The 24,089-nt window shown below is 68.8% G+C and carries 16 protein-coding genes; 8 read left to right on the top strand and 8 right to left on the bottom strand.

All coding sequences use genetic code 11. The annotated features are described in order from the left end of the window. Nucleotides 1-39 precede the first annotated feature (39 nt). From VYI76_RS02385 to VYI76_RS02375, 3 genes are all read left to right on the top strand, one after another. Complete coding sequence (locus VYI76_RS02385; RefSeq protein ID WP_326523170.1) at nucleotides 40-2,013, top strand: autotransporter assembly complex protein TamA; 1,974 nt, start codon at nucleotides 40-42, stop codon at nucleotides 2,011-2,013. Further along, complete coding sequence (locus VYI76_RS02380) at nucleotides 2,010-6,203, top strand: translocation/assembly module TamB domain-containing protein (protein WP_326523169.1); 4,194 nt, start codon at nucleotides 2,010-2,012, stop codon at nucleotides 6,201-6,203. Before VYI76_RS02385 ends, VYI76_RS02380 begins: the two co-directional genes overlap by 4 nt. A gap of 197 nt (nucleotides 6,204-6,400) precedes the next feature. Continuing rightward, complete coding sequence (locus tag VYI76_RS02375; protein ID WP_326523168.1) at nucleotides 6,401-7,954, top strand: Fic family protein; 1,554 nt, start codon at nucleotides 6,401-6,403, stop codon at nucleotides 7,952-7,954. Between the two features lie 6 nt (nucleotides 7,955-7,960). Here VYI76_RS02375 and VYI76_RS02370 read toward each other — a convergent pair whose 3' ends face one another. Together VYI76_RS02370 and VYI76_RS02365 are read right to left on the bottom strand one after the other, a co-directional pair. Continuing rightward, a complete protein-coding gene (locus VYI76_RS02370; RefSeq protein WP_326523210.1) occupies nucleotides 7,961-9,385 on the bottom strand; it encodes an aldehyde dehydrogenase family protein in 1,425 nt (474 codons plus the stop codon). A gap of 99 nt (nucleotides 9,386-9,484) precedes the next feature. After that, nucleotides 9,485-10,807 (bottom strand): M20/M25/M40 family metallo-hydrolase, encoded by a 1,323-nt coding sequence (locus VYI76_RS02365; RefSeq protein WP_326523167.1) that lies wholly within the window; start codon nucleotides 10,805-10,807, stop codon nucleotides 9,485-9,487. Nucleotides 10,808-10,900: 93 nt separating this feature from the next. On the opposite strand from VYI76_RS02365, the gene VYI76_RS02360 reads away from it, so the two are divergent. Both VYI76_RS02360 and VYI76_RS02355 read left to right on the top strand, forming a co-directional pair. Beyond that, nucleotides 10,901-12,679, top strand: a complete 1,779-nt coding sequence (locus VYI76_RS02360) for a PAS domain-containing protein (protein ID WP_326523166.1) — start codon at nucleotides 10,901-10,903, stop codon at nucleotides 12,677-12,679. Next, entirely contained in the window at nucleotides 12,676-13,035 is a 360-nt protein-coding gene (locus tag VYI76_RS02355) for a response regulator (RefSeq protein ID WP_326523165.1), read from the top strand. The genes VYI76_RS02360 and VYI76_RS02355 overlap by 4 nt, the downstream gene beginning before the upstream one ends. A gap of 265 nt (nucleotides 13,036-13,300) precedes the next feature. Here the strand turns inward: VYI76_RS02355 and glnA are convergent, their stop codons facing one another. The 3 genes from glnA to map all read right to left on the bottom strand — a co-directional run bounded on the left by glnA (nucleotide 13,301) and on the right by map (nucleotide 16,140). After that, nucleotides 13,301-14,713 carry a type I glutamate--ammonia ligase gene (gene glnA / locus VYI76_RS02350; RefSeq protein WP_326523164.1) on the bottom strand — a complete coding sequence of 471 codons (1,413 nt, stop codon included), beginning with the start codon at nucleotides 14,711-14,713 and terminating at the stop codon, nucleotides 13,301-13,303. Nucleotides 14,714-14,808: 95 nt separating this feature from the next. Continuing rightward, on the bottom strand, nucleotides 14,809-15,147 hold the full coding sequence (locus VYI76_RS02345) for a P-II family nitrogen regulator (RefSeq protein WP_326523163.1): 339 nt from the start codon (nucleotides 15,145-15,147) through the stop codon (nucleotides 14,809-14,811). Nucleotides 15,148-15,318: 171 nt separating this feature from the next. Next, a complete protein-coding gene (gene map, locus VYI76_RS02340; RefSeq protein WP_326523162.1) occupies nucleotides 15,319-16,140 on the bottom strand; it encodes a type I methionyl aminopeptidase in 822 nt (273 codons plus the stop codon). 48 nt (nucleotides 16,141-16,188) lie between these two features. Here map and VYI76_RS02335 point away from each other — a divergent pair, with 48 nt between their 5' ends. Next, complete coding sequence (locus tag VYI76_RS02335) at nucleotides 16,189-16,956, top strand: competence/damage-inducible protein A (RefSeq protein ID WP_326523161.1); 768 nt, start codon at nucleotides 16,189-16,191, stop codon at nucleotides 16,954-16,956. Between the two features lie 100 nt (nucleotides 16,957-17,056). Here the strand turns inward: VYI76_RS02335 and ppc are convergent, their stop codons facing one another. Then, nucleotides 17,057-19,732 (bottom strand): phosphoenolpyruvate carboxylase, encoded by a 2,676-nt coding sequence (ppc, locus tag VYI76_RS02330; RefSeq protein WP_326523160.1) that lies wholly within the window; start codon nucleotides 19,730-19,732, stop codon nucleotides 17,057-17,059. 106 nt (nucleotides 19,733-19,838) lie between these two features. Between ppc and VYI76_RS02325 the strand changes: the two genes are divergently transcribed. Continuing rightward, nucleotides 19,839-20,333, top strand: a complete 495-nt coding sequence (locus tag VYI76_RS02325; protein WP_326523159.1) for a hypothetical protein — start codon at nucleotides 19,839-19,841, stop codon at nucleotides 20,331-20,333. Between the two features lie 39 nt (nucleotides 20,334-20,372). On the opposite strand, the gene VYI76_RS02320 is transcribed toward VYI76_RS02325, so the two are convergent. Both VYI76_RS02320 and murA read right to left on the bottom strand, forming a co-directional pair. Continuing rightward, nucleotides 20,373-21,890: a serine hydrolase domain-containing protein gene (locus VYI76_RS02320; RefSeq protein WP_326523158.1), complete on the bottom strand. Its 1,518-nt coding sequence runs from the start codon at nucleotides 21,888-21,890 to the stop codon at nucleotides 20,373-20,375. A gap of 40 nt (nucleotides 21,891-21,930) precedes the next feature. After that, complete coding sequence (murA, locus tag VYI76_RS02315) at nucleotides 21,931-23,214, bottom strand: UDP-N-acetylglucosamine 1-carboxyvinyltransferase (RefSeq protein ID WP_326523157.1); 1,284 nt, start codon at nucleotides 23,212-23,214, stop codon at nucleotides 21,931-21,933. 125 nt (nucleotides 23,215-23,339) lie between these two features. Between murA and VYI76_RS02310 the strand changes: the two genes are divergently transcribed. Beyond that, the gene (locus VYI76_RS02310; RefSeq protein WP_326523156.1) at nucleotides 23,340-24,074 is read left to right on the top strand and encodes a Crp/Fnr family transcriptional regulator; all 735 of its coding nucleotides are present in this window, start codon (nucleotides 23,340-23,342) and stop codon (nucleotides 24,072-24,074) included. Nucleotides 24,075-24,089 lie beyond the last annotated feature (15 nt).

The following is a 24,089-nucleotide window of genomic DNA, read 5'->3' as shown; positions in this document are numbered from 1 at the left end:
CCATTGTCGGGGCGACCGCATCGGGGCTAGACACCGGCGATGCCCGGGCTCGCTCGCCGTCGCCGCGTCGCTGCCGCCTGCTGGCTTGCATTCGCGCCCTGTTCCGCCGTTGCCCAGAGCGTGCCCCCGGCCGCGCCCGCGCCGACCGCAGCCCCGGCGCCGCAGGATGGTGAACTGGATCCCGGATCGCCGATGGCCGAACTGCCGGGGATCGGGATCGACTGGCCTGATCTCGCCACCGCGCCGGCCGATAGCGACGCGGCATCGGCCGAGCGCGCGCAGATCGCGCCGGAGACGCGCTACAGCTATGCGGTGACCGGACTGGACGGCGTCGGCGGCACGCTGCTGCGCCAGCGTTTCGACGCCGCATCCACGCTGCGCGAGGGGCGCGGCGAGCCGGCCAACGCCGCCCAGCTCGACCGCCGCGCGCGCGAGGATTCGGCGCTGCTCGAAGACCTGCTTCGCGCCGAGGGCTATTATGACGCGCGCATCGCCACCCGCGTCGAACCCAGGGCTGGCGAGGCGGTCGTCACCCTCGATGTCGAGGCAGGGCCGGTCTATCGCCTGACCCAGGTGACGCTGGACGGGGTGGAGCGCGCGGGGACTCGTGCAGCCGACCTGACCCGTGCGTTCGGGCTTCCGGCCGATGCGCCGGTCAACAACGACGCCATCGCCGCCGCCGCCGACCGGCTGCGCGTCGCGGTGGGCGAGGAAGGCTTCGCCTTCGCGCGCGTCGGCGAGCCCGAGGTGGTGGTCGATCGCGCCGCCCGTACCGCGACGCTGACGATGGCGCTCGATCTCGGCACCGCGCGTCGTTTCGGCCGGGTGGTGATGGACGACACGCGCGTCTTCGGCCCGCGCCATGTGCAGGAAATCGCGCGGTTCGCGCCCGGTCAGGAGTATGATGCGTCCGCGCTGACCGACCTGCGCCGCGCGCTGATCCAGACCGGGCTGGTATCGTCGGTGCGCGTCGAGCCGGTTGAGGGGCAGACGCCGGATTCGGTCGACGTGTCGGTCGCGCTGGAGCCGGCGCCGCCGCGCACGATCGCGGGCGAACTGGGTTATGGCACCGGCGAAGGCGCGCGTGCCGAGGTGAGCTGGACCCACCGCAACCTGTTCCCGCCCGAGGGCGCGCTGACGCTGCGCGCGGTCGCCGGCACGCGCGAACAGCTCGGCGCGGTCACCTTCCGCCGCAACAATTTCCGCGGGCGTGACCGTGTGCTGACGCTGCAGGTCGCCGCTGCGCATACCGAACGTGATGCCTATGAGGCGGACACCTTCACCTTGTCGGGCACGCTGGAAAGGCAGACCAACATCTTCTTCCAGAAGGCATGGACATGGTCGCTGGGGGCGGAACTGGTCGCGACCGACGAGCGCGACGTCATTCTGGCGACGGGCGCGCCCAGGCGCCGAACCTATTTCGTCGGCGCGCTGCCCACCAGCCTGACCTATGACGGGTCCGACGACCTGCTCAACCCGACGCGCGGGTTCCGGCTGGGCGGGCGGTTCAGCCCCGAACTGTCGCTGGTGGGCAGCGCATTCGGCTATGCCCGCATCCAGCTCGACGCCAGCGCCTATCAGCCGGTGACGCCGACTGTGGTGATGGCCGGGCGGCTGCGGATGGGGACGATCGCCGGCGCGCCGCGCGACGCAATCGCGCCTTCGCGACGCTTCTACGCGGGCGGCGGGGCGTCGGTGCGCGGATATGGCTACCAGTCGATCGGCCCGCGCGATCCCAACAACGATCCGATCGGTGGGCGCAGCCTGACCGAATTCTCGATCGAGGCGCGGGTGAAGGCGTTCGGCAATTTCGGAATCGTGCCCTTCTTCGACGGCGGCAATATCTACACCTCGCCGTTGCCCAAGTTCACCGACTTCCGTTTCGGCGCGGGCGTGGGCGTACGCTATTATTCGAACTTCGGGCCGATCCGCGTCGATGTCGGTACCCCGCTCAACCGCCAGCCGGGCGATTCGCGGATCGGCGTCTACGTCTCGCTGGGGCAGGCGTTTTGAACGAGGCGGTCGAGGCCGAAACCCTGCCGCCCCCGCCGCGGCGCCGCACGCCGCGGTTGTGGATCGGGCGGTTCGTCGTCGCCGGGATCCTGCTGACCGCCCTGCTGCTCGCCGCCGCCGCGCTGCTCGACACGCAGATGGGGCACCGCTTCGTCGCGGACCAGATCGCCAAGCAGCGGCCGTCGAATGGCCTGCGCTATTCGATCGGGCGGATCGAGGGGTCGCTGTACGGCAAGGCGGTGCTGGTCGACGTGCGGGTGCGCGATCCAGATGGCCTGGTGTTCCAGGCGCCGCGCGCGAGGCTCGACTGGCGGCCGCTGACCTGGCTGGTCAACCGCATCGACATTCGTAGCCTGACGATCCCGCAGGCGACGCTGCACAAGCTGCCGCGTACGCTGAAGACCGGACGCAAGGGGCCGATCCTGCCGAAGATCGACATCGCGATCGGCGAGTTGCGGGTCGATCGGCTGAACGTCGCCCCGGCGGTGAGCGGCATCGCGCGGAGCGGGTCGATCAGGGGTCGGGCGGATATCAGGTCGGGCCGCGCGCTGGTCGACCTGGCGGCGGTGGTGCGGGGCAGCGACGCGCTGCGCCTGACGCTCGATGCCGAACCCGATCGCGACCGGTTCGATTTCGCGCTGAAGGCGGAAGGGCAGCGCGGCGGGGTGCTGGCGAAGCTCGCCGGTATCGATCGCCGCCTGGCCGCGCAGGTATCTGGCGACGGCACGTGGACGGCGTGGCGCGGCACCGCGACCGCCGATGCGGGCGATGCACGGATCGTCGATCTTCGTCTGTCCAACGACGCGGGCCGCTATGCGCTGACCGGCAGCGTCGCGCCGTCGGCGATTACGCAGGGCAAGGTCCAGCGGCTGACGGCGCCGCGCGTGCTGGTGAATGGCGCGGCGACGCTGGCGCGGCGGCGGATCGACGGCAACCTCTCGCTGCGCTCGCCGGCGCTGACGCTCGACACGACGGGCGAGATCGATCTGGGCGACAGCAGCTTCCGCAACGTGCGCGTGGCGGCGCGGCTGTTGCAGCCCCCGGCGCTGTTCCCGAACATGGCCGGGCGCAACATCCAGCTGCGCGCGGTGATCGACGGCGCGTTCGCCACCGCCGGGATCGACTATCGCCTGACCGCCGATCAGGTCCAGTTCGACGATACCGGGTTCGAGGTGGTGCGCGCCGCCGGACGGATGCGCTGGAGCGACCCGCCGGTGATCGTGCCGGTCGATCTGACGGCCGCGCGGGTGACCGGCGTCGGCGACGTGGCCGGCGGCATCTTGCGCAACCTGCGCGTCACCGGGCCGCTGCGCGTCACCGCGCGAGAGCTGACCGGTGACGGCCTGCGCCTGTCGTCCGACCAGCTCAACGGGCGGATCACGCTGTTCCTCGACCTGCGCACCGGCGTGTACGAGGTCGGGCTGACCGGCGGGCTCCGGCGCTATCTGATCCCCGGCATCGGACTGGTCGACGTAGAATCGCGGCTACGCGTGGTGCCCGGCCCCGGCGGACGCGGCACCCGCGTGATCGGCAGCGGATCGGCCAATGTCGTGCGGCTCGACAACGCCTTCTTCGCCAGCCTGACCAAGGGCCTGCCCCGCATCGTCACCGGGCTGGAGCGCGGGGCAGACGGCATCCTCCACCTGCGCGGGCTGGTGCTGACTTCGCCCGGCCTCACCATTCGCGGTAACGGCTATCGGCGGCGCGACGGAACATTCTTCTTCGAGGGGGCGGGTACGCAGGCCGATTACGGCGCGCTGACGCTCCGGCTCGACGGGCCGATCGAGAAACCGGTGATCGACCTGCTGCTGCGCCGGCCCAACGAGGCGATGGGGCTGAGCGATGTGCGCGCGCATCTCGATCCGACGCCGGAGGGGTTCGCCTTCACCGCGGCGGGCGGATCTCGCCTCGGGCCGTTCACCGGCGCGGGCGCGATCCTGCTGCCCTCCGGTGGCGACGCGCGCATCCAGGTCGCGCGGCTCGACGTCGCCGGCACCCGCGCGAGCGGCGCGCTCGACGTCGTCGCGGGCGGCTTCAGCGGACGGCTCGACGTGAATGGCGGCGGCCTGTCGGGCAACCTTGCCTTCCGGCCGCAGGGCGACATCCAGCGCATCGACATCGCGCTCGACGCGCGCGCCGCGCAGCTGGCGAACGGGCTGCGCATCCGGCGCGGCCGGGTCGAGGCGGCGGTGCTGCTCGCTCCTGCCGGCACCGATATCGACGCGACGATCAGCGCGACAGGCCTGCGGCGCGGGGCGCTGTCGCTCGCGCGGCTGGCGGCGAACGTGAAGCTGAAGGACGGGGTGGGCGAGGCACGCGCGTCGTTCGCTGGCAGCCAGGGGCGGGCCTTCGCGATCCAGTCGGTGATCGGCATCACACCCGATCGGTATACCGTGCAGGCGCAGGGGACGGTCGATCGGCGCCCGATCGCGCTCGCCGGGCCGGCGGTGCTGGTGCGCGAGGGCGACCCCGGATCGGGGTCCGGGGCAGGTGCCTGGAGGCTGCAACCGGCGAAACTGACCTTCGCCGGCGGCGAGGCGCAGGTCGGCGGGCGCTTCTCGGCGGTCGAGACCGCGTTCGAGGCAAGTCTTGCGCGGATGCCGCTCTCGGTGCTCGACATCGCCTATCCTGGGCTGGGGCTGGGCGGCAGCGCAACCGGCACCCTGCGCTACGCCGCGCGCGGCGATGCGGCGCCGACCGGGGCAATCGACATGACGGTGCGCGGGCTGACGCGATCGGGCCTCGTCCTCTCGTCGCGGCCGATCGACGTCGGGTTGGCCGGCACGCTGGATGCGGGCAAGGCGGGGGTGCGCGCGGTGATGGCGTCGGGCGGGCAGACGATCGGCCGCGCACAGATGCTGCTCTCGCCGCTTGCCGGGGGCGATCTCGTCACGCGGCTGGCCAACGCGCCGCTGGTCGGCCAGCTGCGCTATTCCGGGCCGGCCGACACGCTGTGGCGGTTGACCGGGGTCGAGCTGTTCGACCTCAGCGGCCCGGTCGCGATCGGCGCCGACCTCACCGGGCGGCTGGCCGATCCCGAGATACGCGGATCGCTGCGCACCCAGACGGCGCGGATCGAAAGCGCGACGACCGGCACGGTGCTGCGCAACATCGCCGCGACCGGCCGGTTCGGCGGATCGAAACTGGTGATCGACAGCTTCACCGCGCAGGACGCCGGGCAGGGCCGCGTCTCGGGCAGCGGCACCTTCGATCTCGCCGCCGCGCGCGGTTTCGGTATCGACCTGAACGTGGAGGCGCAGAACGCCCAACTGATCGGCCGTGACGATATCGCCGCGACGGTGACCGGCCCGCTGCGCTTCCGGTCGGACGGGTCGGGCGGCGTCATCTCGGGCCAGGTCGTCGTCAATCGCGGGCGCTACCGGCTGGGACAGGCGGCACAGGCGGCGGCGGTGCCGCGTATCGCGATTCGCGAGATCAACGTGCCGGGCGGTGACGAGGTTGACGACGCGCCCGCCGATCCGTGGCGGCTCGATCTCGACGCGCGGATCGCCGACGGCTTCGTCGTGCGCGGCCTCGGCCTCGACAGCATCTGGTCGGGCAGCCTCAAGATCGCCGGCGAGCCGACCAACCCGCGCATCACCGGCCGGCTCGACCTGGTGCGCGGCGATTACGAGTTCGCCGGCCGCGAGTTCGAGCTGGAACGCGGCATCATCCGCTTCGACGGCAGCGTGCCGGCCAATCCTGCGCTCGACATCGCGGCCAACGCCAGCATGCAGGGGCTGAGCGCAACGATCCGCGTCACCGGCAATTCGGAAAAGCCCGAGATCAGCTTCGCCAGCATCCCCGCGCTGCCCGAGGACGAGCTGCTGTCGCGCCTGTTGTTCGGCACGTCGATCACCAGCCTGTCGGCGCCGGAAGCGCTCCAGCTCGCGTCCGCCGTCGCTGCGCTCAATTCCGGCGCGGGCCTCGATCCGATCAACGCGGTGCGCCGCGCGGCCGGGCTCGACCGGCTGCGCATCCTGCCCGCCGATGCCCAGACCGGCGCCGGCACCGCGATCGCCGCCGGCAAGTTCCTGACCCGCCGCGTCTATGCGGAAATTATCAGCGACGGTCAGGGCTATTCGGCGACGCGCGTCGAATTCCAGGTCACGCGCTGGCTGTCGCTGCTGTCCTCCATCTCCACGATCGGCCGCCAGAGCGCGAACGTACGCGTTTCGAAGGATTATTGAGCGCGGGGCGGAACGTTTCGGGAAAAGAACCGCCGTTTCGCCCGTGATGGATCGTTTCAATTTCGATTGGGCAGAAATTGCGACCTTTTCCCATTAATGGGGAAAAAGACACCAAAATTGGGAAAAATTTGACGGCAGGGCAAATTTTGGGTTTTTTCAATCGAGATTTTGGTTTCTCAATCGGACGAATCGCGACGATGGCCATCGAAATTCCCGGTCGCCCCGCTGACGCCCAGCTTATGGGATATGCGGAACTGATCGAGCATTTCCAGCTCGATTGCCCGCCGCCGCGCCGGCTGACGGCGTTGTCCACGGTCGGGCAAAAGGCCGTGGTGACGCGAGACGGTATCGATTGGCTGCTGCTGTCCCGCAACGCCAACTACCGCGTTCCGAACGATCCGATCGAGCATATTTCAGTCGCGTTGAAGCACGAAGGCGTCGATTTGCGCGTCCTCGATCGATTGTTCGCCCGTCCAGATGTCGCGCCGGCCCTGACGCGGCACATCGAGGGCAACCCGCGCGGCATCTACACCCGCCGTGCGTGGTTTCTGTACGAATGGATGACCGGCCAGCGATTGCCGATCGACGATGTTCAGGGGGTATCCTACATCCCTCTGCTCGATCCCAACCTGTATATCGGCCGTCGCCCTACGCGTTCTGTGCGGCACAAGATCGCCAACAACCTGCCCGGCGTCCCCGGCTTCTGCCCGCTGATCCGACGTACCGAGCGGTTGGGGAGCGATCGGATCGACGCGCTGCAGGCGGAAGCCAGGGATGCGGTCGATCGCGCCGATCCGGCGATCCTGCGCCGGGCGACCAACTTCCTGCTGCTCAACGAGAGCAAGGGATCTTTCGGTATCGAGGGCGAGACACCGCCGCGGAACCGGCTCGAACGCTGGGGCCGGGTGATCGCGGAGGCGCGCGATGTCGCGCTGTCGCTGCCCAGCCTGGAACAGCTTCACCGGTCGTTGTTCGATCCGGCCGCCGACCGCTTCGTGGTGTATGGCCTGCGTGCCGATGGCGGCTTTGTCGGACGCCACGATCATCGGGATCAGACGCCCGTGCCGGATCACATCTCGGCCCGGTCCGACGATCTGCCGTCGCTGCTGAACGCGATCTTCGCCGCCTATGATCTGTGCCTGCGATCGCGCTTCGATCCGATCCTGACGGCGACCTTGCTGGGTTTCGGCTTCGTTTTCGTTCACCCGTTCGGCGATGGTAACGGACGATTGCACCGCTTCCTGATTCAGAAGGCGCTGGCGGAAACCGGATTCAATCCGGCCGGCGTCGTGTTGCCGGTATCGGCGGCGATCCTGGAGGACCTGCCCGGCTATCGCGTGGCGCTGGAGGATTATTCGTCTGTCGCCCTGCCGCACATCGAATGGATGCCGACGGACGACGGCAACGTCCGCGTGCTCAACGATACCGCGTACCTCTACCGCTATTTCGACGCGACGCGTCAGGCTGAATATCTGATCGACCGGATCGAACGGACGATCCGATTCTCGCTGCCCGCCGAACTCGACTATCTCCAGCGCTTCGACGAGGCCAAGCGGCGGCTGGCCGATGCGATCGATCTGCCGGATCGCCTCGCCAGCCTGTTCATCCAGTTCTGCGCCCAGAACGATGGCCGGCTGTCGGCCCGCAAGCGCGCGGAGTTCTTTCCGGCGCTGACCGACGCCGAACTCGACCGGATGGAGGCGGCGGTCGCGCGCGCCGGCGTGCCGCCATCATACCCTGCGATCGGGTGATCGCGCCTACGCCAGCGCGCCGACCATCGACTTCACCTCCATGAACTCGGCGAGGCCGTATTTGCCGTATTCGCGGCCGTTGCCCGACTGCTTGTAGCCGCCGAACGGCAGTGAGGAATCGGGCTGGCCGCCGTTGATGTAGACCATGCCGGCGCGCAGGCGCGGGGCGACGCGTTTCACGCCTTCCGCGTCGCCGAACACCACCGCCGACAGGCCGTATTCGGTGTCGTTGGCGATGCGGATCGCGTCCTCCTCGTCCTCATAGGGGATGATCGTCAGGACGGGTCCGAAAATCTCCTCGCGCGCGATGGTCATGTCGTTGCGCACGCCCGAGAACAGGGTCGGCCTGACGAACCATCCGGTCTCGACGCCGTCGGGCCGGCCGGGGCCGCCGGCCTCCAGCACCGCGCCTTCCTCCAGGCCCTTGCGGATCAGCGCCTGGACCTTGTCGAACTGCGCTTTGTTGACGAGCGGGCCGAGGTGGCGGCCCTCCGCCATCGGATCGCCGGTCTGTGCTGCCTTCACCACCTGTGCGGCGATCGCCACCGCCTCGTCATGCTGGCTCTTGTGGACGAGCAGGCGGGTGGGCGAGATGCAGCTCTGCCCCGAATTCATCAGCACGCTCGCCAGCGTGCCGGGCACCGCCTTCGCCAGGTCGGCGCCCTCCAGTACCAGCGACGGCGACTTGCCGCCCAGTTCCTGATGGACGCGCTTGACCGTGTCGGCGGCGTTCTTCGCGACCTGGATGCCGGCACGGGTGGAACCGGTGAAGCTGACCATGTCGATCTGCGGATGGCGCGACAGCGCGGTGCCGACACCGGCGCCGTCGCCGTTGACGAGGTTGAACACGCCGGCCGGCACGCCCGCCTTGTCGAGCACCTGGGCGAAGATCGCGGCGCAGGACGGCGCTTCCTCCGAAGGTTTGAGCACCATCGTATTGCCCGCGGCGAGCGCCGGCGCGACCTTGGCGACGATCTGGTTGAGCGGCCAGTTCCACGGCGTGATGAGCGCGACGACGCCAATGGGTTCATGGACGACCAGGCTCTGGTTGACCTGTTCGGTGAAGGGGAACGCCTTCAATGCGGCGATCGCAGCCGTCAGGTGGCCGATGCCGGTGCCGACCTGCGCGGTGCCGGCGAACGAGATGGGGCAGCCCATTTCCTCGGCGATCACTTTCGCCATGTCGCCGGCGCGGACCTTGTACTCGACCAGGATCGCTTCGAGCAGCGCGACGCGCTCATCGACCGAAGTGCGCGACCAGCCGTCGAAGGCGGTGCGCGCGGCGGCGACGGCCTTGTCCACGTCGGCGTCGGAGCCCAGCATGATCTCGGCGCATGGCGCCTCGGTTGCCGGATTGATGACGTGGTGCGGCGTGCCGCCCTCGCTCTCGGTCCAGGCGCCGCCGATATAGTGGTTGAGTTGCTGCCGCATCGTCGCCTCCGGGAAGTTCGAATTCCGGGTATGGACATGGCGGTCAGCCATGCGCGTTGCAAGTCGAAACGGGTGAACGGACCGCCCCCCTATGCCGGGCTATTTCCGCGCGCGTTCCTTCGACAGGCGGGTGATGAGCGCCGCCGAGCGCAGCGCCTGGCGCGGAATCGACGCGAGATCGACCCATTCCCCTTCCGCATGGGCGCCCGAGCCTGCGGTGCCGAGCCCGCCCAGCGTGGGCACGTCGGCGGCGACGAAGCCCGAATCGGCCGCGCCGCGCCGCAGCGGATCGAGCGGCGGCATTTCGGACAGCCTGAGGTCGCGGTTCACCGCATTGAGTTTCGCCAGCAGCGCGGTGTTTCCCGGCGTCGGGGCCATCGGGGGGTAGCTGTCGAAGAACTCGATCGTCGCGGTCGTCCTGGGCAGGTGCTTGCCGACGATGTCGCGCATCTTCGCGCGCACGCGTTCCTCCTGTTCCGGGGTCAGCGCGCGCAGGTCGCCGCGTGCGACGGCCTGGGCGGCGGTGATGTTGGTCTTGCCGGTCGCGCTCGCGACCTCGCCGGTGGGGTCGAGCGTCGCCGGGGTGCCGCCGGCCATCACGCCGATATTGTAGGTCAGGTTCGGCTCCGGCAACTCCCGGCGGAAGGCGTCGAGGATGCGGACCAGCTCGTACGACGCACCATAGCCCATGCCGGCGCTGAACACGCCCGACGAATGGCCGGTGACGCCCGTGGTCCTCACTTCCCAGCTGCCCGCGCCGCGCCGCGCGATGGTCGACATGTCGCGGCCGTCGTCGACCACCAGCCCTTCATATTCCAGCGCATAGTCGGCCGCCTTGCCCGCCGCGATCAGTCCGGCGCGGGCGGTGGAGAGCGGCGTGCCGGTCTTTTCCTCGTCGCCCGTCAGATAGACGGTGATGGCCGCGTCCTTCAGCGTGCCGGCCGCCTGCATCGCGCGCAGCGCCGCGATGATGACGACCATCCCGCCCTTGTCGTCGCCGACGCCGGGGCCGATCGCGCGGTCGCCCTTGCGCTCGAACGCCTGGAACGGGCTCGACGGTTCGAACACGGTGTCGAGGTGCCCGATCAGCAGGATGCGGGCGCCCTTGCCCGGCTTGGTCGCGACCAGATGGCCGGCGCGGCCGGTCGCGCGCATATCCTCCCACGTCACCTGGAAACCCAGCGGCTCCAGCTCGGCGCGCATCATCGCGCCGACCTTCGTCACGCCGTCGATGTTGAGCGAGCCCGAATTCTGCGCCACCAGCCGTTCGAGCAACGCGATGTTGCGCCCCTCGTCGGCGGCGATCGTCGCCTTCATCCGTGTGATCTGCGCGGGTGTCTGCGCGGTGGCGGTCGAAGGCGAGACGGCGATGCCGAGGGCCAATGCGGCGGCGAGGGCGCGAACGCGGAGCGGGTGTGTCATGGGCGAGGGCTAACATGGCTGTCCGGCACGGCAAATGCCCGTTGTGATTTCACGCTGGACGTCGCCGCAAGACCATGATTCAACACGCGCGCCATGCACCATCCCGACCAGCCGGGGAGCGATCCCGTGGCGCGTACCGCCGGGCAGACCGACGACGAGTTCCGGCTGATCGCCGATTCGGCGCCGGTGCTGATGTGGGTGACAGGCCTCGATCGTGTGCGGACTTTCGTCAACCGCGCCTATGTCGCCTTTGCAGGGGGCGATTATACCGGGGCGCTGCGGCTCGACTGGCGCACGATCCTCCATCCCGACGATGTCGCGCGCATCGTCGCCGAATCGATCTCCGGAGAGGCGAGCCTCGCCGCCTTCACGCTGGAGGGGCGCTATCGGCGTGCCGACGGCGTCTGGCGCATCCTGCAATCGACCTCGCAGCCGCGCCGGGACGGCACGGGGCGGCACATTGGCTATGTCGGGGTAGCGCACGATGTTACCGAGGCGCGATTGGCCTCCTATGAACTCGCGGAGCGCGAGGCACAGCTGCGCGCCTTCGTCGGCCAGACGGCGGCGGGGTTCGGCCAGGTCGATCTCGACGGGCGCTTCACCCTGGTCAACGACCGGTTTTGCGAGATCACCGGCCGCAGCCGCGAGGAACTCGCCGGCCTGACGATGCAGGCGATCACCCACCCCGACGACCTGCCATGCAACCTGCCGCTGTTCGAGGCGGCGGTGCGCGACGGTACGCCATATGTGCACGAGAAACGCTATGTCCGCCCCGACGGATCGAATGTCTGGGTCAACAATTCGGTCGCGGTGATCCGCCGCGCGGACGGCACCCCCTATGGCGTGCTGGCGATCAGCATCGACGTGAGCGAACGCCGTGCTGCGGAGGTGGCGCTCAGGCGCAGCGAGCGCAGCCTGCGGCTGGCGATCGAGGGCGCCGGGATGGCGGCGTGGGACCTCGACCTTGAGACGCAACGTGGCAGCTGGTCGGCCAACCGGTTCGACCTGCTCGGCCTGCCGCGCGCGCGCGACGGCGACGGGACGATCGAGGCGTGGCTCGATCGGGTCCACCCGGAGGATCGCGGGATCGCCAGCGACGCGCTCGCCGCCTGCATCGCCGACGGGACGCCCTACACGATCGTCTATCGCATCCGCCGCGCCGATACCGGCGAGCAGCGCTGGCTGCAGAGCCACGGCAGTCGCATCGATGGCGACAACGGGCGCCCCGACCGGTTCGTCGGCGTCTCGTTCGACGTGACCGACATGCGTGAGGCGCAGGCGCGCCAGCAACTGCTGATCGACGAGCTGGACCACCGCGTCAAGAACATGCTGGCGATCATCCAGGGCATCGCCCAGCAGACGTTCAAGGCGGGCGCCGATCCGGCCGCGGCGCGTGCCGCGTTCGACGGGCGGTTGCGTGCGCTGTCGCAGACGCACAACCTGCTCACCGCGCGGCATTGGGGCGACATCTCGCTGGCCCAGGTTATCGGCGATGCGCTGGCCCCCCATGGCCCGGCGGGGGCGATGGCGTTGTCGGGCCCTGATTTCGCGGTGTCGACGCGCACCGCGGTGTCGCTGTCGCTGGCGATGCACGAACTGGCGACCAACGCGGTCAAATATGGCGCGCTGTCGGTGCCGGGTGGCGGGGTCGAGGTGCGCTGGACGATCGATCGCGGCGCGCCGTCCCGCCTGATGCTTGAATGGGTCGAATGCGGCGGGCCGCCGGTGCTGGAGCCCGCGCGACGCGGGTTCGGCACCCGGATGATCGAGCGGGGGTTGTCGGCCGAACTGGGCGGCAGCGTGACGATCGATTTCGCCGCCGACGGCCTGCGCTGCACGGTCGATGCGCCGCTCGGCGAGAGGCGCGGATGATCGATCTGTCCGGGCTGACGATCCTGGTGGTCGAGGACGAGCCGATCGTCGCGATGTGCCTGGAGGATATGCTGGCCGACCTCGGCTGCACCGTGGTCGGCCCGGCGGCCACGGTCGCCGAGGGGCTGGCCGAGGCGCGCGGTGCGGTGCTCGACGCCGCGATCCTCGACATCAACCTGGGCGAGGCAACCAGCTATCCGATCGCCAGCGTGCTCGCCGACCGTGCGGTGCCGATCGTCTTCGCGACCGGCTATGCGCGCGCCGACCCGCCCGAGGCGATCCGCGCCGAGCTGATCGGCAAACCCTATTCGCGCGAGGATATCGTCGCGGCGCTCGGGCGGGCGCTGGCGGGGTAGGGGAGCGTTTCGTTCTCGATCGTCATTCCCGTGCAGGCGGGAATCCATTCTGGCTGGCCTTCGTGAAGCCTACCGCGTCTGGCGACTATCGGTTTCCGCCTGCGCGGGAATGAGAGGCATGGGAAAGGGGCGCCCGGATCGCTCCGGACGCCCCTTGTATCAGATCCCGCCGCGGCAAAGCCGCGTCGTCGGACGGGCTGAGCGCCCGCCGGCCGGGCTTGGGCGTCTCGCCGACAGCTTTCGCTATCGACGTGCGCCCCGCGCCTCACCCGCTATAGTACATATCGAACTCGACCGGGCTGGGCGTCATTTCCCAGCGCGCGACGTCGCCGCGCTTGATCTCGATGTACGCCTCGATCTGGTCCTTGGTGAAGACGTCACCCTTCAACAGGAAGTCCATGTCTGCCTCGAGGCTGTCGAGCGCCTCGCGCAGCGAACCGGCGACGGTCGGCACCTCGGCCAGTTCGGCCGGGGGCAGATCGTACAGGTTCTTGTCCATCGCCTCGCCGGGATGGAGCTTGTTCTGGATGCCGTCCAGGCCCGCCATCAGCAGCGCGGCATAGGCCAGGTACGGGTTCGCCAGCGCATCGGGGAAGCGCACTTCGACGCGCTTCGCCTTGGCGCCCGTCCCGTACGGGATGCGGCACGAGGCGGAACGGTTGCGGCTCGAATAGGCGAGCAGCACCGGAGCCTCGTAACCCGGCACCAGCCGCTTGTAGCTGTTGGTCGTCGGGTTGGTGAAGGCGTTGACCGCCTTGGCATGCTTGATGACGCCGCCGATGAAATAGAGGCACATGTCGCTGAGGCCGGCATAGCCGTTGCCGGCAAACAGCGGCGTTTTGCCTTCCCAGATCGAGAAGTGGGTGTGCATGCCGCTGCCGTTGTCGTCCTTGATCGGCTTGGGCATGAAGGTCGCCGACTTGCCGTACGCATGCGCGACCTGGTGCACGACGTATTTGTAGATCTGCATCCGGTCGGCGGTGGTGGTCAGCGTGCCGAAGGTCAGGCCCAGTTCGTGCTGCGCGGCCGCCACCTCATGGTGGTGCTTGTCGCAGGGCAGGCCCATCTCGAGCATGGTCGAGACCATCTCGCCGCGGATATCGACCGCCGAATCCACCGGCCCGACGGGGAAATAGCCACCCTTTGCGCGCGGGCGGTGGCCCATGTTCCCGCCTTCATATTCGCGGCCCGAATTGCCCGGCAGTTCGATATCGTCGATCTTGTAATAGCTGGTCGAATAGCTGTTTTCGAACCGCACGTCGTCGAACATGAAGAATTCAGCTTCCGGCCCGACATAGACGGTGTCGCCGATGCCCAGTGTCTGGACATAGGCCTCGGCGCGCTTGGCGGTGGTGCGTGGATCGCGGGAATAGCCCTCGCCGGTCGAAGGTTCGACGACATCGCATACGACGATCAGCATCGGCGTGGCCGAGAAAGGATCGACGTACACCGCGTCCAAATCCGGCTTCAGGATCATGTCGCTCTCGTTGATCGCCTTCCAGCCCTCGATCGACGAACCGTCGAACATCAGGCCGTCGGTCCACTCGTCCTCGCCCATCACGGATGCGACCATGGTCAGGTGATGCCATTTGCCCTTCGGATCGGTGAAACGCAGGTCGATCCACTCGATCTCCTGCTCCTCGATCATCTTCAGAACGTCGCTGGGCGAATTCGCCATGATGTAACCCTTTGCTCTTCCAGAGATGTGCCGCCCACGGGCGACAGAATCATGTTGCGCCGCGGCGCCTTCAAATCATGCTATGTTGCGTCGCGTCAAATCGCGTCGTCGTCGCGTTCGCCGGTGCGGATGCGCAACGCGGTCTCGACCGGGATGACGAAGATCTTGCCGTCTCCGATGCGGCCGGTCTGCGCCGCCTGGGCGATCGCTTCCACCACCCGCTCGGCCAGCGAATCCTCGACGACCACCTCCAGCTTCACCTTGGGCAAGAAATCGACGACATATTCGGCGCCGCGATACAGTTCGGTATGGCCCTTCTGCCGGCCGAAGCCCTTGGCCTCGGTCACGGTGATGCCGCTGACGCCGACGTCGTGCAGCGCCTCCTTCACCTCATCGAGCTTGAACGGCTTGATGATCGCTTCGATCTTCTTCACGCGAATCCCACCCCCTGGCTGCCGGAAGGGCGCCAATGTCTCCGATTGCGTGCGTTGCAGCAAGCGTGCCAGTTGATGGTGGCGCGATTTGTCTCGCGAGGTCGATGCGAAGGGGGCGAGGCGGTGCCTGAACTTTGTGCAGATGGAGCGCCGCTGCCCAAATATCGGGCATCAATAGGGCGGCTGGTGGAACCCGCCGGGTGACAGGGTGAAGATCTCGCAACCGTCCTCGGTGATGCCGATCGAGTGCTCGAACTGGGCGCTGAGCGAGCGGTCGCGGGTAACCGCGGTCCAGCCGTCGTCGAGCAGCTTCACGTCCGGCTTGCCGATGTTTATCATCGGCTCGATCGTGAAGAACATGCCCGGCCGCAGTTCCGGCCCGGTGCCGGGGCGCCCGACATGGACGACTTCCGGCGCGTCGTGGAACAGCTGGCCGAGGCCATGCCCGCAGAAATCGCGCACCACGCCGTAGCGATGCTTTTCCGCATGGCGCTGGATGGCGTGCGCGACGTCGCCCATGTGGTTGCCGGGCTTCGCCTGCTCGATGCCGAGCATCAGGCATTCATAGGTGACGTCGACCAGTCGCTTCGCCTTGATCGGCACCGCGTCGCCGACCAGGTACATGCGGCTGGTGTCGCCATGCCAGCCGTCGACGATCGGCGTCACGTCGATGTTGACGATGTCGCCGTCCTTCAGCGTCCGCTCGCTCGGGATGCCGTGGCATACGACATGGTTGATCGAGATGCAGCAGCTATGGGTGTAGCCGCGATAGCCCAGCGTCGCCGGCACCCCGCCACGTGCCGTCATCTCGGCAAAGGCGATGGCGTCGAGTTCGGCGGTGGTGACGCCGGGCACGACGTGCGGCACCAGTGCATCGAGCACCTCCGCGGCGGCGCGCCCGGCGGCGCGCATACCGGCAAAGCCCTGAGCCCCGTGCAGGCGGATCGCGCCCGTGCGCGAGAGCGGGGCGTCGGCGGTCACATATTCGGTCATGGCGGCGCATATAGCGGCTCGCGCGCGGTTTCGCTATGCGCTGTCGCCATGAGCGAGCGTATCTGGACTGCCGCCCTCGTCGTGATCGGCGACGAGATATTGTCGGGCCGCACCCAGGACCGCAACGTCGCGCAGATCGCCGCGTGGCTCAACGTCCAGGGAATCCGCCTGGCCGAGGTGCGGATCGTCGGCGATGTCGAGGGCGCGATCGTCGAGGCGGTCAACGCCCTGCGCGCCCGCAACGACTATCTGTTCACGACCGGCGGGATCGGACCGACGCACGACGACATCACCGTCGATGCGATCGCGAAGGCGTTGGGCGTCGGGGTTGAAGTCCATCCGGCGGCGCGCGCGATGCTGGAACGATACTATGCCAAGCGCGGCGGCCTGACCGAGGCGCGGCTGCGCATGGCGCGTGTGCCGGCCGGCGCCGAACTGATCGAGAATCGCCTGTCGGGTGCGCCCGGCATCCGCATCGGCAGCATCTTTGTGATGGCGGGGGTGCCGCATATCACCGCCGGCATGCTCGACGCGCTGACCGGCACGCTGGAGGGCGGGCGTCCGGTGCTTTCGGCGACGATCGGCTGCTGGGTCGCGGAAAGCGAAGTCGCCGACCTGCTCGGCGCTGTCGAGCGGGCCCACGCGGGTGATGACGGTGCGGTGCAGATCGGCAGCTACCCTTTCTTCCGCGACGGACGGGTCGGGGCAAACTTCGTGGTGCGCAGCCCCGATGCGGCGAAGCTGGGGGCGTGCATGGCGGACCTGGCGGCACGGCTGGAGGGCGAGGGGCGCGCCGTCACGGACGGAGGAATTTGAGGCTCCCGCCGCGCTTCCGCGCAGGCGGGGGCCCAAGGTTGTCATCCCATAAGCTCCCTGGCATGTCGTCAGGCTGGGCGGCTGGCCGCCCCGCTGCCCGCTAGCCGGAATTCCTGAGCGCCGTCGCGATCGCGTTGATCGACAGCAGGATGCCCTCGCCGATGCGCGGATCGTCCTCGCCGGCGCGGTGGCGCTTGAGGAGTTCGATCTGGAGCAGGTTGAGCGGTTCGATATAGGGCAGGCGCAGGCGGATCGACGCCTCCAGCGCGGGGTTCTTCTCCAGCAGCCGGGTTTGGCGGGTGGCCTGGAGCAGGCCGTCGTGGGTCGCCTGCCAGCCGCCCTTGATGCGGCCGAACACCGCGTCGGCCAGCGCGCGATCCTCGACCAGCGCGGCGTAGCGGGCGGCCAGCCCCAGGTCGGACTTGGCGAGTACCTGTTCGAGGTTGCCGAGCGTCGACTGGAACAGCGGCCAACTCGCCGCCATCTCGCGCAGCAGGCCCTTGTCCTCGAACGCCTCCAGCGCCTGGCCGACGCCGTACCAGCCGGGCAGCATGACGCGCGCCTGCGCCCAGCTGAACACCCAGGGGATGGCGCGCAGATCCTCGATCGCGTCGGATTTCTTGCGGCTGGCGGGGCGCGAGCCGATCTTCAGCCCGGCGATCTCGGCGATCGGCGTGGCCTGGCGGAAATAGCTGCGGAAGCCTTCGGTGCCGTAGACGAGGTCGCGGTAGGCCCGGAATGCGGTGTCGGAGAGTTCGTCCATCGCCGCCTCGAACCGCGCCTTGTCGGCCGGGGGCAGCTCGGCCGGGGCAAGGCTTGCGAGCAGCGTCGCCGATGCCATCGCCTCCAGGTTGGTCATCGCGCTCGCGCGGGTGCCGTACTTCGCGGCGATGATCTCGCCCTGTTCGGTCACGCGGATACGGCCCTGCACCGTGCCGGCGGGCTGCGCCTGGATCGCCTGGAACGACGATCCGCCGCCGCGCCCGACAGCCCCGCCGCGACCGTGGAACAGCTGCATCCGCACGCCCGCTTCCTCGAACACCGGGGCGAGCGCCGACGATCCCTTCGACAATTGCCATGTCGAGGTGAGGTAGCCGCCGTCCTTGTTGCTGTCCGAATAGCCGATCATCACTTCCTGCACGCCGCGCGCGGCGGCGATTGCCGCGACCTCGGGCAGCGCCAGCCACTCGCGCATGATGCCGGGCGCGCGTTCGAGATCGGCGACCGTCTCGAACAGCGGCACCGCCATGATGTGCGCCCGCGGCGGATCGCCCGGCACGTAGAGCCCGGCTTCCTTGAGCAGCAGGTGGACTTCGAGCAGGTCCGACACCGATTGCGCCATCGACACGATATATTGCCGGATGCAGGCGCGGCCGTATGTCGCCTGCGCCTGGGCCGCGGCGCGAACGATCGACAATTCGCTCGCGGTCTCCTCCGAATAGGTCGCGTACGGACTGGTCAGCGGACGCTGGCTGGCGAGTTCGCGGCGCAGCAGGGCGACGCGCGCATCCTCGTCGAGCGCGATATAATCGTCCTCGACCCCGCCCGCCTTCAGCAGCTCGGCGACCACCCGCTCGTGCACCGCGCTGTTCTGGCGCAGGTCGAGGGTGGCGAGGTGGAAGCCGAACGTCTCGACCGCGCGGATCAGCCGGCCGAGCTTGCCGCCCGACGAGAGCGGGCCGTGGTCGGTGCCGGCCAGACCGTGCGCGATCGCCGCCAGATCGCGGCGGAAGGCGGCCGGATCGGGATAGGGATCGCCCTTCAGCGCGCCGGGGCGCGGCGCGGGCTTGCCGGTCAGCGCCAGATGGGTGGCGGCGAGCCGTGCGTAGATGCCGGAAAGCGCGCGGCGATAGGGCTCGTCCTCGCGGCTCGGCGCGGTGTCGCCGCTGATGATGGCAAGCGCCAGCACCCCGTCGTCGACGACGGCATGCTCGGTGGAGATCGAAAGCTGGGCGCCGAGCAGGTGGACGCGATCGAGATAATGGCCGAGCACCGCCTCGCTCGCGCGGCCGAGCGCCAGCGCCAGGCTGTCGGCGGTGACGAACGGATTGCCGTCACGGTCGCCGCCGATCCAGCTCCCCGGCTTCAGGAACGACGGCACGCGGGTGCCGAGCGCGCGATCCCACCGCGCGTAGAGGGCGGGCAGCGCGGGCAGGAACACGTCGCGCAGATAGCTGAGCGCGGTTTCCACCTCGTCGGCGACGTACAGCCGTTCGCGGCGCAGAACGCGGGTCTGCCACAGCAGCGCGATCTGGCGCAGGATCGCGTCGTCGATGCGGTCGCCGTCGAACGTCTCGTCGAGCCCGCGGTCCTTGAGCGCCATCAGATCGGCGATCGTGTTGCGGTGATCGATCATCGACTTGCGGCGCACTTCGGTGGGGTGCGCGGTCAGGACGGGGGCGACCAGTGCATCTTCCAGCAGAGCCAGCACGGCGGCACGATCGATACCGTCCTTCTCCAGCTTCGCCAGCGCATGGGCGACGTCGGCACCTTCCTCCGCCGCGACGCCCTGGCGATCCTCGGCCAGGTTGGCGAGCATCGAGAACAGCATGAAGCCGCGTGTGAAATCGAGCGTGTCGTCGAGGCTGAGGCGCTCCAGCCCCGGATCGATCGCGTCGGCCCCCGCGACGCCGCGCGCGCGATCGACCGAGGTGGCGCGGATATATTCGATCCGCTTGAACAGCGCCTCGCCGCCATAGGCTCGGATGACGTCGCCGAGCAGCTTGCCGAGGAAGCGGACGTCCGCATTGTTCGCGATCGGGGGAAGGCTGGCCATGATCGATTGCTGCACCGCAACGGACACCGCGGTCAACGGACAATTGGTTGACGACGGCGCAAGCCGCACTTACGTGTATTGCTAGACTAATACGGGAGTTTCCGCGATGCGCAGCGCTTTCCTGATCGTCCCCGCCCTGTTGCTGGCGGGCTGCGGTTCGGCCGACGAAGCCGCGAAGGACGAGGGCACGTCGATCTCGATCAAGGGCGAGGACGGCAACGCGTTCAGCGCCAACCTGGGCAAGGACGGCCGCGTCGCGATCGACGTGCCGGGCTTCAAGGCGAACATCGACCTGCCCAGCATCCAGCTCGACGCCAATGATTTCAAGATGAACGGCGTGTCGCTGCCGACGGGATCAAAGATCACCAGCATGAACGTTGCCGGCCGCAACGGCGGCGGGGTGGAGGTGAATTTCACCAGCCCGGTCGGCACGGCGGCGGTGCGCGACTGGTTCCAGGGGCGGCTGGCGGCCGAAGGCTTCACGCTGAAAGCGGACGGCGACGCGCTGAGCGGCACGACCGAGGAGGGCAAGCCGTTCCGCCTGACCACCAAGCCGGCCGGCGGCGGGCAGAGCGAGAGCGTGATCTCGATTGGGGGGTAAATCCGGCCCGTCCGCAGGTCATCCTGGACGGACCGTCGCCTACCGCATCTGGAACGCCGGCAGGTCGCGCGTCTTCTTCGATATGTTGCCGAAGCGGCTGAGCCCCGTCACCCGGCCTCTCGCGTCGCGCACGAAGCGGACCTCGTCCATCTCGCCGCCGCTGGCGCGGACCGGGCGGAACACGTCGCCGCCCCTGGGCTTGAGGAAGGCGATGTCGTCGGCGGGCGTTTCCGACGGCAGGCTGAGCATCGCCAGTCCGCCGGCCCAGGGCACCAGCACGAACTCGCTGCCCCACGGCTGCGACGAATAGACGCCGGTGAACGGTGCCAGATCGACTGACGCCGGAGCGGGCGCCTTGAAGCTGTGGCCCTGGCGCTTCGCCAGCAACTGAAAAATTTGCGCGACCTGCGGCGCCGGATTCTCCGCGCCGGTCGCCATCGCGGTCACCGCCGTCTCGGTCTCGGGCAGCAACTGCAGCGTCGTGCGATAGCCCGGACAGTCGCCGCCGTGGCCGACGAACGTGCGGTCGCCCTGTCGCCGCACCGCGAAGCCCAGCCCCCAGGTCGTTCGGAAATCGGGATCGGTGTACTGCACCCGCTGCATCTCGCGCAGGGTGGACGCCTTCAGCACCTCGGGCGTGCCGGTGCGCAGCAGGCGGAACTGCCAGATCGCGAAGCGGCCAAGATCCTCGACCGTCGAGGTGAAGCCGGCGGCGGGTGCGATTCCCCGGGTATCGAACGGCTTGAGCAGGTCGCGGGTGCCGTCGCGCTTCAGCGCCCCCCAGCCGACCGCCATCCGCTTGCCCAGTTCGTCTCCGCGAAAGGTCGGGCGCGTGTCCTTGAGGCCGAGCGGGCCCAGGATGTGGCGCTGGACATAGGCGTCATAGGCCTCGCCGCCGGTCGCGGCGGCGATGTCTCCGGCCAGGGTCAGCCCCAGGTTGCTGTACTGGAACCAGCGCGACGCGGGATAGAGCGGCGCCTGGCCGCCGATCGTCGCCTTGATCTCGTCGGTGGTCGGGAACGGAAAGTCGGGGCCGGTCCAGTAGGGGTGCGCCGATTCGCGCGGCAGGCCGGCCGAATGCGTCAGGATCCCGCGCACCGTGACGGGCACGCTGTCCTCCCCCGAAGCCGCGAGCTTCGCCCAGGGCAGATAGGTCGTCACCGGATCGTCGAGGCGGACCTTGCCGGCTTCCCACTCGCGCATCAGCGCGATGGCGGTGAACAATTTCGAGATCGAGCAGATCGAATAGATGGTCGACGGCGTGGTCGGGATCGTCCGCGCGGCGTCGATATGGCCGTAGGCACCCGCCCAGACGATACGGTCGCCCTGCACGACTGCGGCGGTGAGCGAGGGCAACCGCTTGTAGACCTGGACCGAATCGAGCCAGATATCGACGAGCCGCAGAGCCTCCGCCAGCGCGACACCGTCGGCCGGCGGGTTGTGGCGCTGGGCGGCGCTGGTCGGGGCCGCCGCCGCCGGCGTCTGGGGCGTCTGTGCCGTCACGGGCAGCGCGATCGCCGCGCACAACAACATCGCCTTGCGCAGCTTTCCGATCATCTTCCCCCCTTTGCCCCGATGCCTATCTGTCGGGCGCCGCTCAGCCGTCGCCGACGCGTTCGATGTCGGCGCCGACGCCCTGCAATTTCTCCTCGAGCCGCTCGTAGCCGCGATCGAGGTGGTAGACGCGGCTGACCGAAGTCTCCCCCTCCGCCGCCAGCCCGGCAATGATGAGGCTCATCGACGCACGCAGATCGGTTGCCATCACCGGCGCGCCGACCAGCCGGTCGACCCCGCGGACAACGGCGGTGCGACCGCTGACCGAGATGTCGGCCCCCATCCGCGCGAGTTCGGGCACGTGCATGTAGCGGTTCTCGAAGATCGTCTCGGTCAGCATCGACGCGCCGTCGGCCTTCGTCAGCATCGCCATGAACTGCGCCTGCATGTCGGTGGCGAAGCCGGGGAAGGGCGCGGTCGACAGCGTCAGCGGGCGCAGCCGATCGGGCGCGGACACCACGATCGATCCCTTGCGCAGCTCGATCACCGCACCCGAATCCGCCAGCGCGGACAGCGTCGCCGCCATGTCGTTGGCGTCGGCGCCGACCAGCTCGATCGTGCCGCCGGTGATCGCGGCGGCGCAGGCATAGCTGCCCGCCTCGATCCGGTCGGGCATCACCGCATAGGTCGCGCCGTGCAGGCGATCGCGGCCCTCGATCGTCAGCGTCTCCGTACCGATGCCGTCGATCGCCGCGCCCATCGCGACCAGCAGCCTGCACAGATCGACGATCTCGGGTTCGCGCGCGGCGTTTTCCAGCACCGACGTGCCCTTGGCAGTGGCGGCGGCCATCAGTGCGTTCTCGGTCGCGCCGACCGAGACGACAGGGAAACGATAGCGCCCCCCGCTCAACCTGCCGCCTGGCGCGCGCGCCGTCACATAGCCCGCCGACGTCTCCAGTTCCGCGCCCAGCGCCTCCAGCGCCTTCAGGTGCAGGTCGATCGGGCGGTTGCCGATCGCGCAGCCGCCGGGCAGCGACACGCGCGCCTCACCCATCCGCGCCAGGATCGGGCCGAGCACCAGGATCGACGCGCGCATCTTGCGAACGATGTCGTAGGGCGCCTCCGTCGAGGTCAGGCGGCCGGCGCGGATCGTCATCACCCGCCCGAAATCCTCGGGCCGCGTCCCCTCGATCGCGGTCGATGCGCCGAGCTGGTTGAGCAGGTGGCCGAAGCCGTCGACGTCGGCCAGGCGCGGCAGGTTCCTGAGCGTCAGAGGCTCGTCGGTGAGCAGCGCGCACGGCATCAGCGTCAGCGCCGAGTTCTTGGCGCCGGAAATCGCGACACGGCCTTTCAGCACATTGCCGCCACGGATAAGGATACGGTCCATGGGCGGACTTGTATCGCCCCTTTGCCCACAGGCAAGCGGCGGGCGGAACGCTTTCGCTTGATCGACTTTAATGCATTGATTTCGCGGGACTGCTTTGCAGGAGGCTAGTGGGGGGTAACGATCACGTGCGTGCGAGTTGTTTCGCCGAAGTGCTGGGCGAGCGCATCGATCTGACGTCGAACGAGAAGGCCGCGCTGGCGCGGCTGGAGGAGAAGTCGCGCGACATACGCCGCGGTGCGGTGCTCCAGCGCGAAAACGAGCCGTCGGGCGACCTGCACATCGTCCGCCGGGGCCTGTTGATGAGCTATGTGCTGCTCGACGACGGCAGCCGCCAGATCCTGCGATTCTATTTCCCCGGCGACATGCTGGGCGTGCCGGCGATGATCTATCGCGAATCGCCGGAGACGATCGCCGCGCTGGTCGATTCGGAAGTGTGCCCGTTCGACCGCGCGGCGCTCAGTCGGTTGTTCGAGGAACATCCGCGGGTCGCCACGATGATCCTGGTACTGTCACAGGTCGAGCGCGTCGCGCTGACCGACCGGCTGGCGGCGCTGGGCCGCACGTCGGCCAAGGCACGCGTCGCGGCGCTGATCCTCGACATGCGCAACCGCATGGCCGCGCAGGACAAGTCGATCACCGACACCTTCTCGCTGGGGCTGACGCAGGAAGAAATCGGCGACGCGACCGGGCTGACCGCCGTCCACGTCAACCGCATGCTGCGTCAGCTGGAGGAAGACGGGCTGATCGCACGCGAGGGCGGCCGCATGACGATCCGGGACCAGCGCGCGCTGGCGCGGGCGGCGAACTATGTCGATCGCTATGCCGGACTGGAACTGGGCTGGCTGCCGGCGGCGCGGTAGGCAGAAGAAGAAAGG

It is taken from the genome of Sphingomonas sp. (assembly GCF_035910975.1).
Taxonomy (GTDB): Bacteria; Pseudomonadota; Alphaproteobacteria; order Sphingomonadales; family Sphingomonadaceae; genus Sphingomonas.
This window is presented reverse-complemented; position numbering and strand designations above follow the sequence as displayed.

Coding starts and splice junctions, on each gene's coding strand:
- VYI76_RS02385 (WP_326523170.1), top strand. CDS start 40: ATGCCCGGGCTCGCTCGCCGTCGCCGCGTCGCTGCCGCCTGCTGGCTT.
- VYI76_RS02335 (WP_326523161.1), top strand. CDS start 16,189: ATGAGCGAGCGTATCTGGACTGCCGCCCTCGTCGTGATCGGCGACGAG.
- VYI76_RS02325 (WP_326523159.1), top strand. CDS start 19,839: ATGCGCAGCGCTTTCCTGATCGTCCCCGCCCTGTTGCTGGCGGGCTGC.
- VYI76_RS02375 (WP_326523168.1), top strand. CDS start 6,401: ATGGCCATCGAAATTCCCGGTCGCCCCGCTGACGCCCAGCTTATGGGA.
- ppc (WP_326523160.1), bottom strand. CDS start 19,732: ATGGCCAGCCTTCCCCCGATCGCGAACAATGCGGACGTCCGCTTCCTC.
- VYI76_RS02320 (WP_326523158.1), bottom strand. CDS start 21,890: ATGATCGGAAAGCTGCGCAAGGCGATGTTGTTGTGCGCGGCGATCGCG.
- VYI76_RS02370 (WP_326523210.1), bottom strand. CDS start 9,385: ATGCGGCAGCAACTCAACCACTATATCGGCGGCGCCTGGACCGAGAGC.
- VYI76_RS02355 (WP_326523165.1), top strand. CDS start 12,676: ATGATCGATCTGTCCGGGCTGACGATCCTGGTGGTCGAGGACGAGCCG.
- VYI76_RS02365 (WP_326523167.1), bottom strand. CDS start 10,807: ATGACACACCCGCTCCGCGTTCGCGCCCTCGCCGCCGCATTGGCCCTC.
- map (WP_326523162.1), bottom strand. CDS start 16,140: ATGACCGAATATGTGACCGCCGACGCCCCGCTCTCGCGCACGGGCGCG.
- glnA (WP_326523164.1), bottom strand. CDS start 14,713: ATGGCGAATTCGCCCAGCGACGTTCTGAAGATGATCGAGGAGCAGGAG.
- VYI76_RS02360 (WP_326523166.1), top strand. CDS start 10,901: ATGCACCATCCCGACCAGCCGGGGAGCGATCCCGTGGCGCGTACCGCC.
- murA (WP_326523157.1), bottom strand. CDS start 23,214: ATGGACCGTATCCTTATCCGTGGCGGCAATGTGCTGAAAGGCCGTGTC.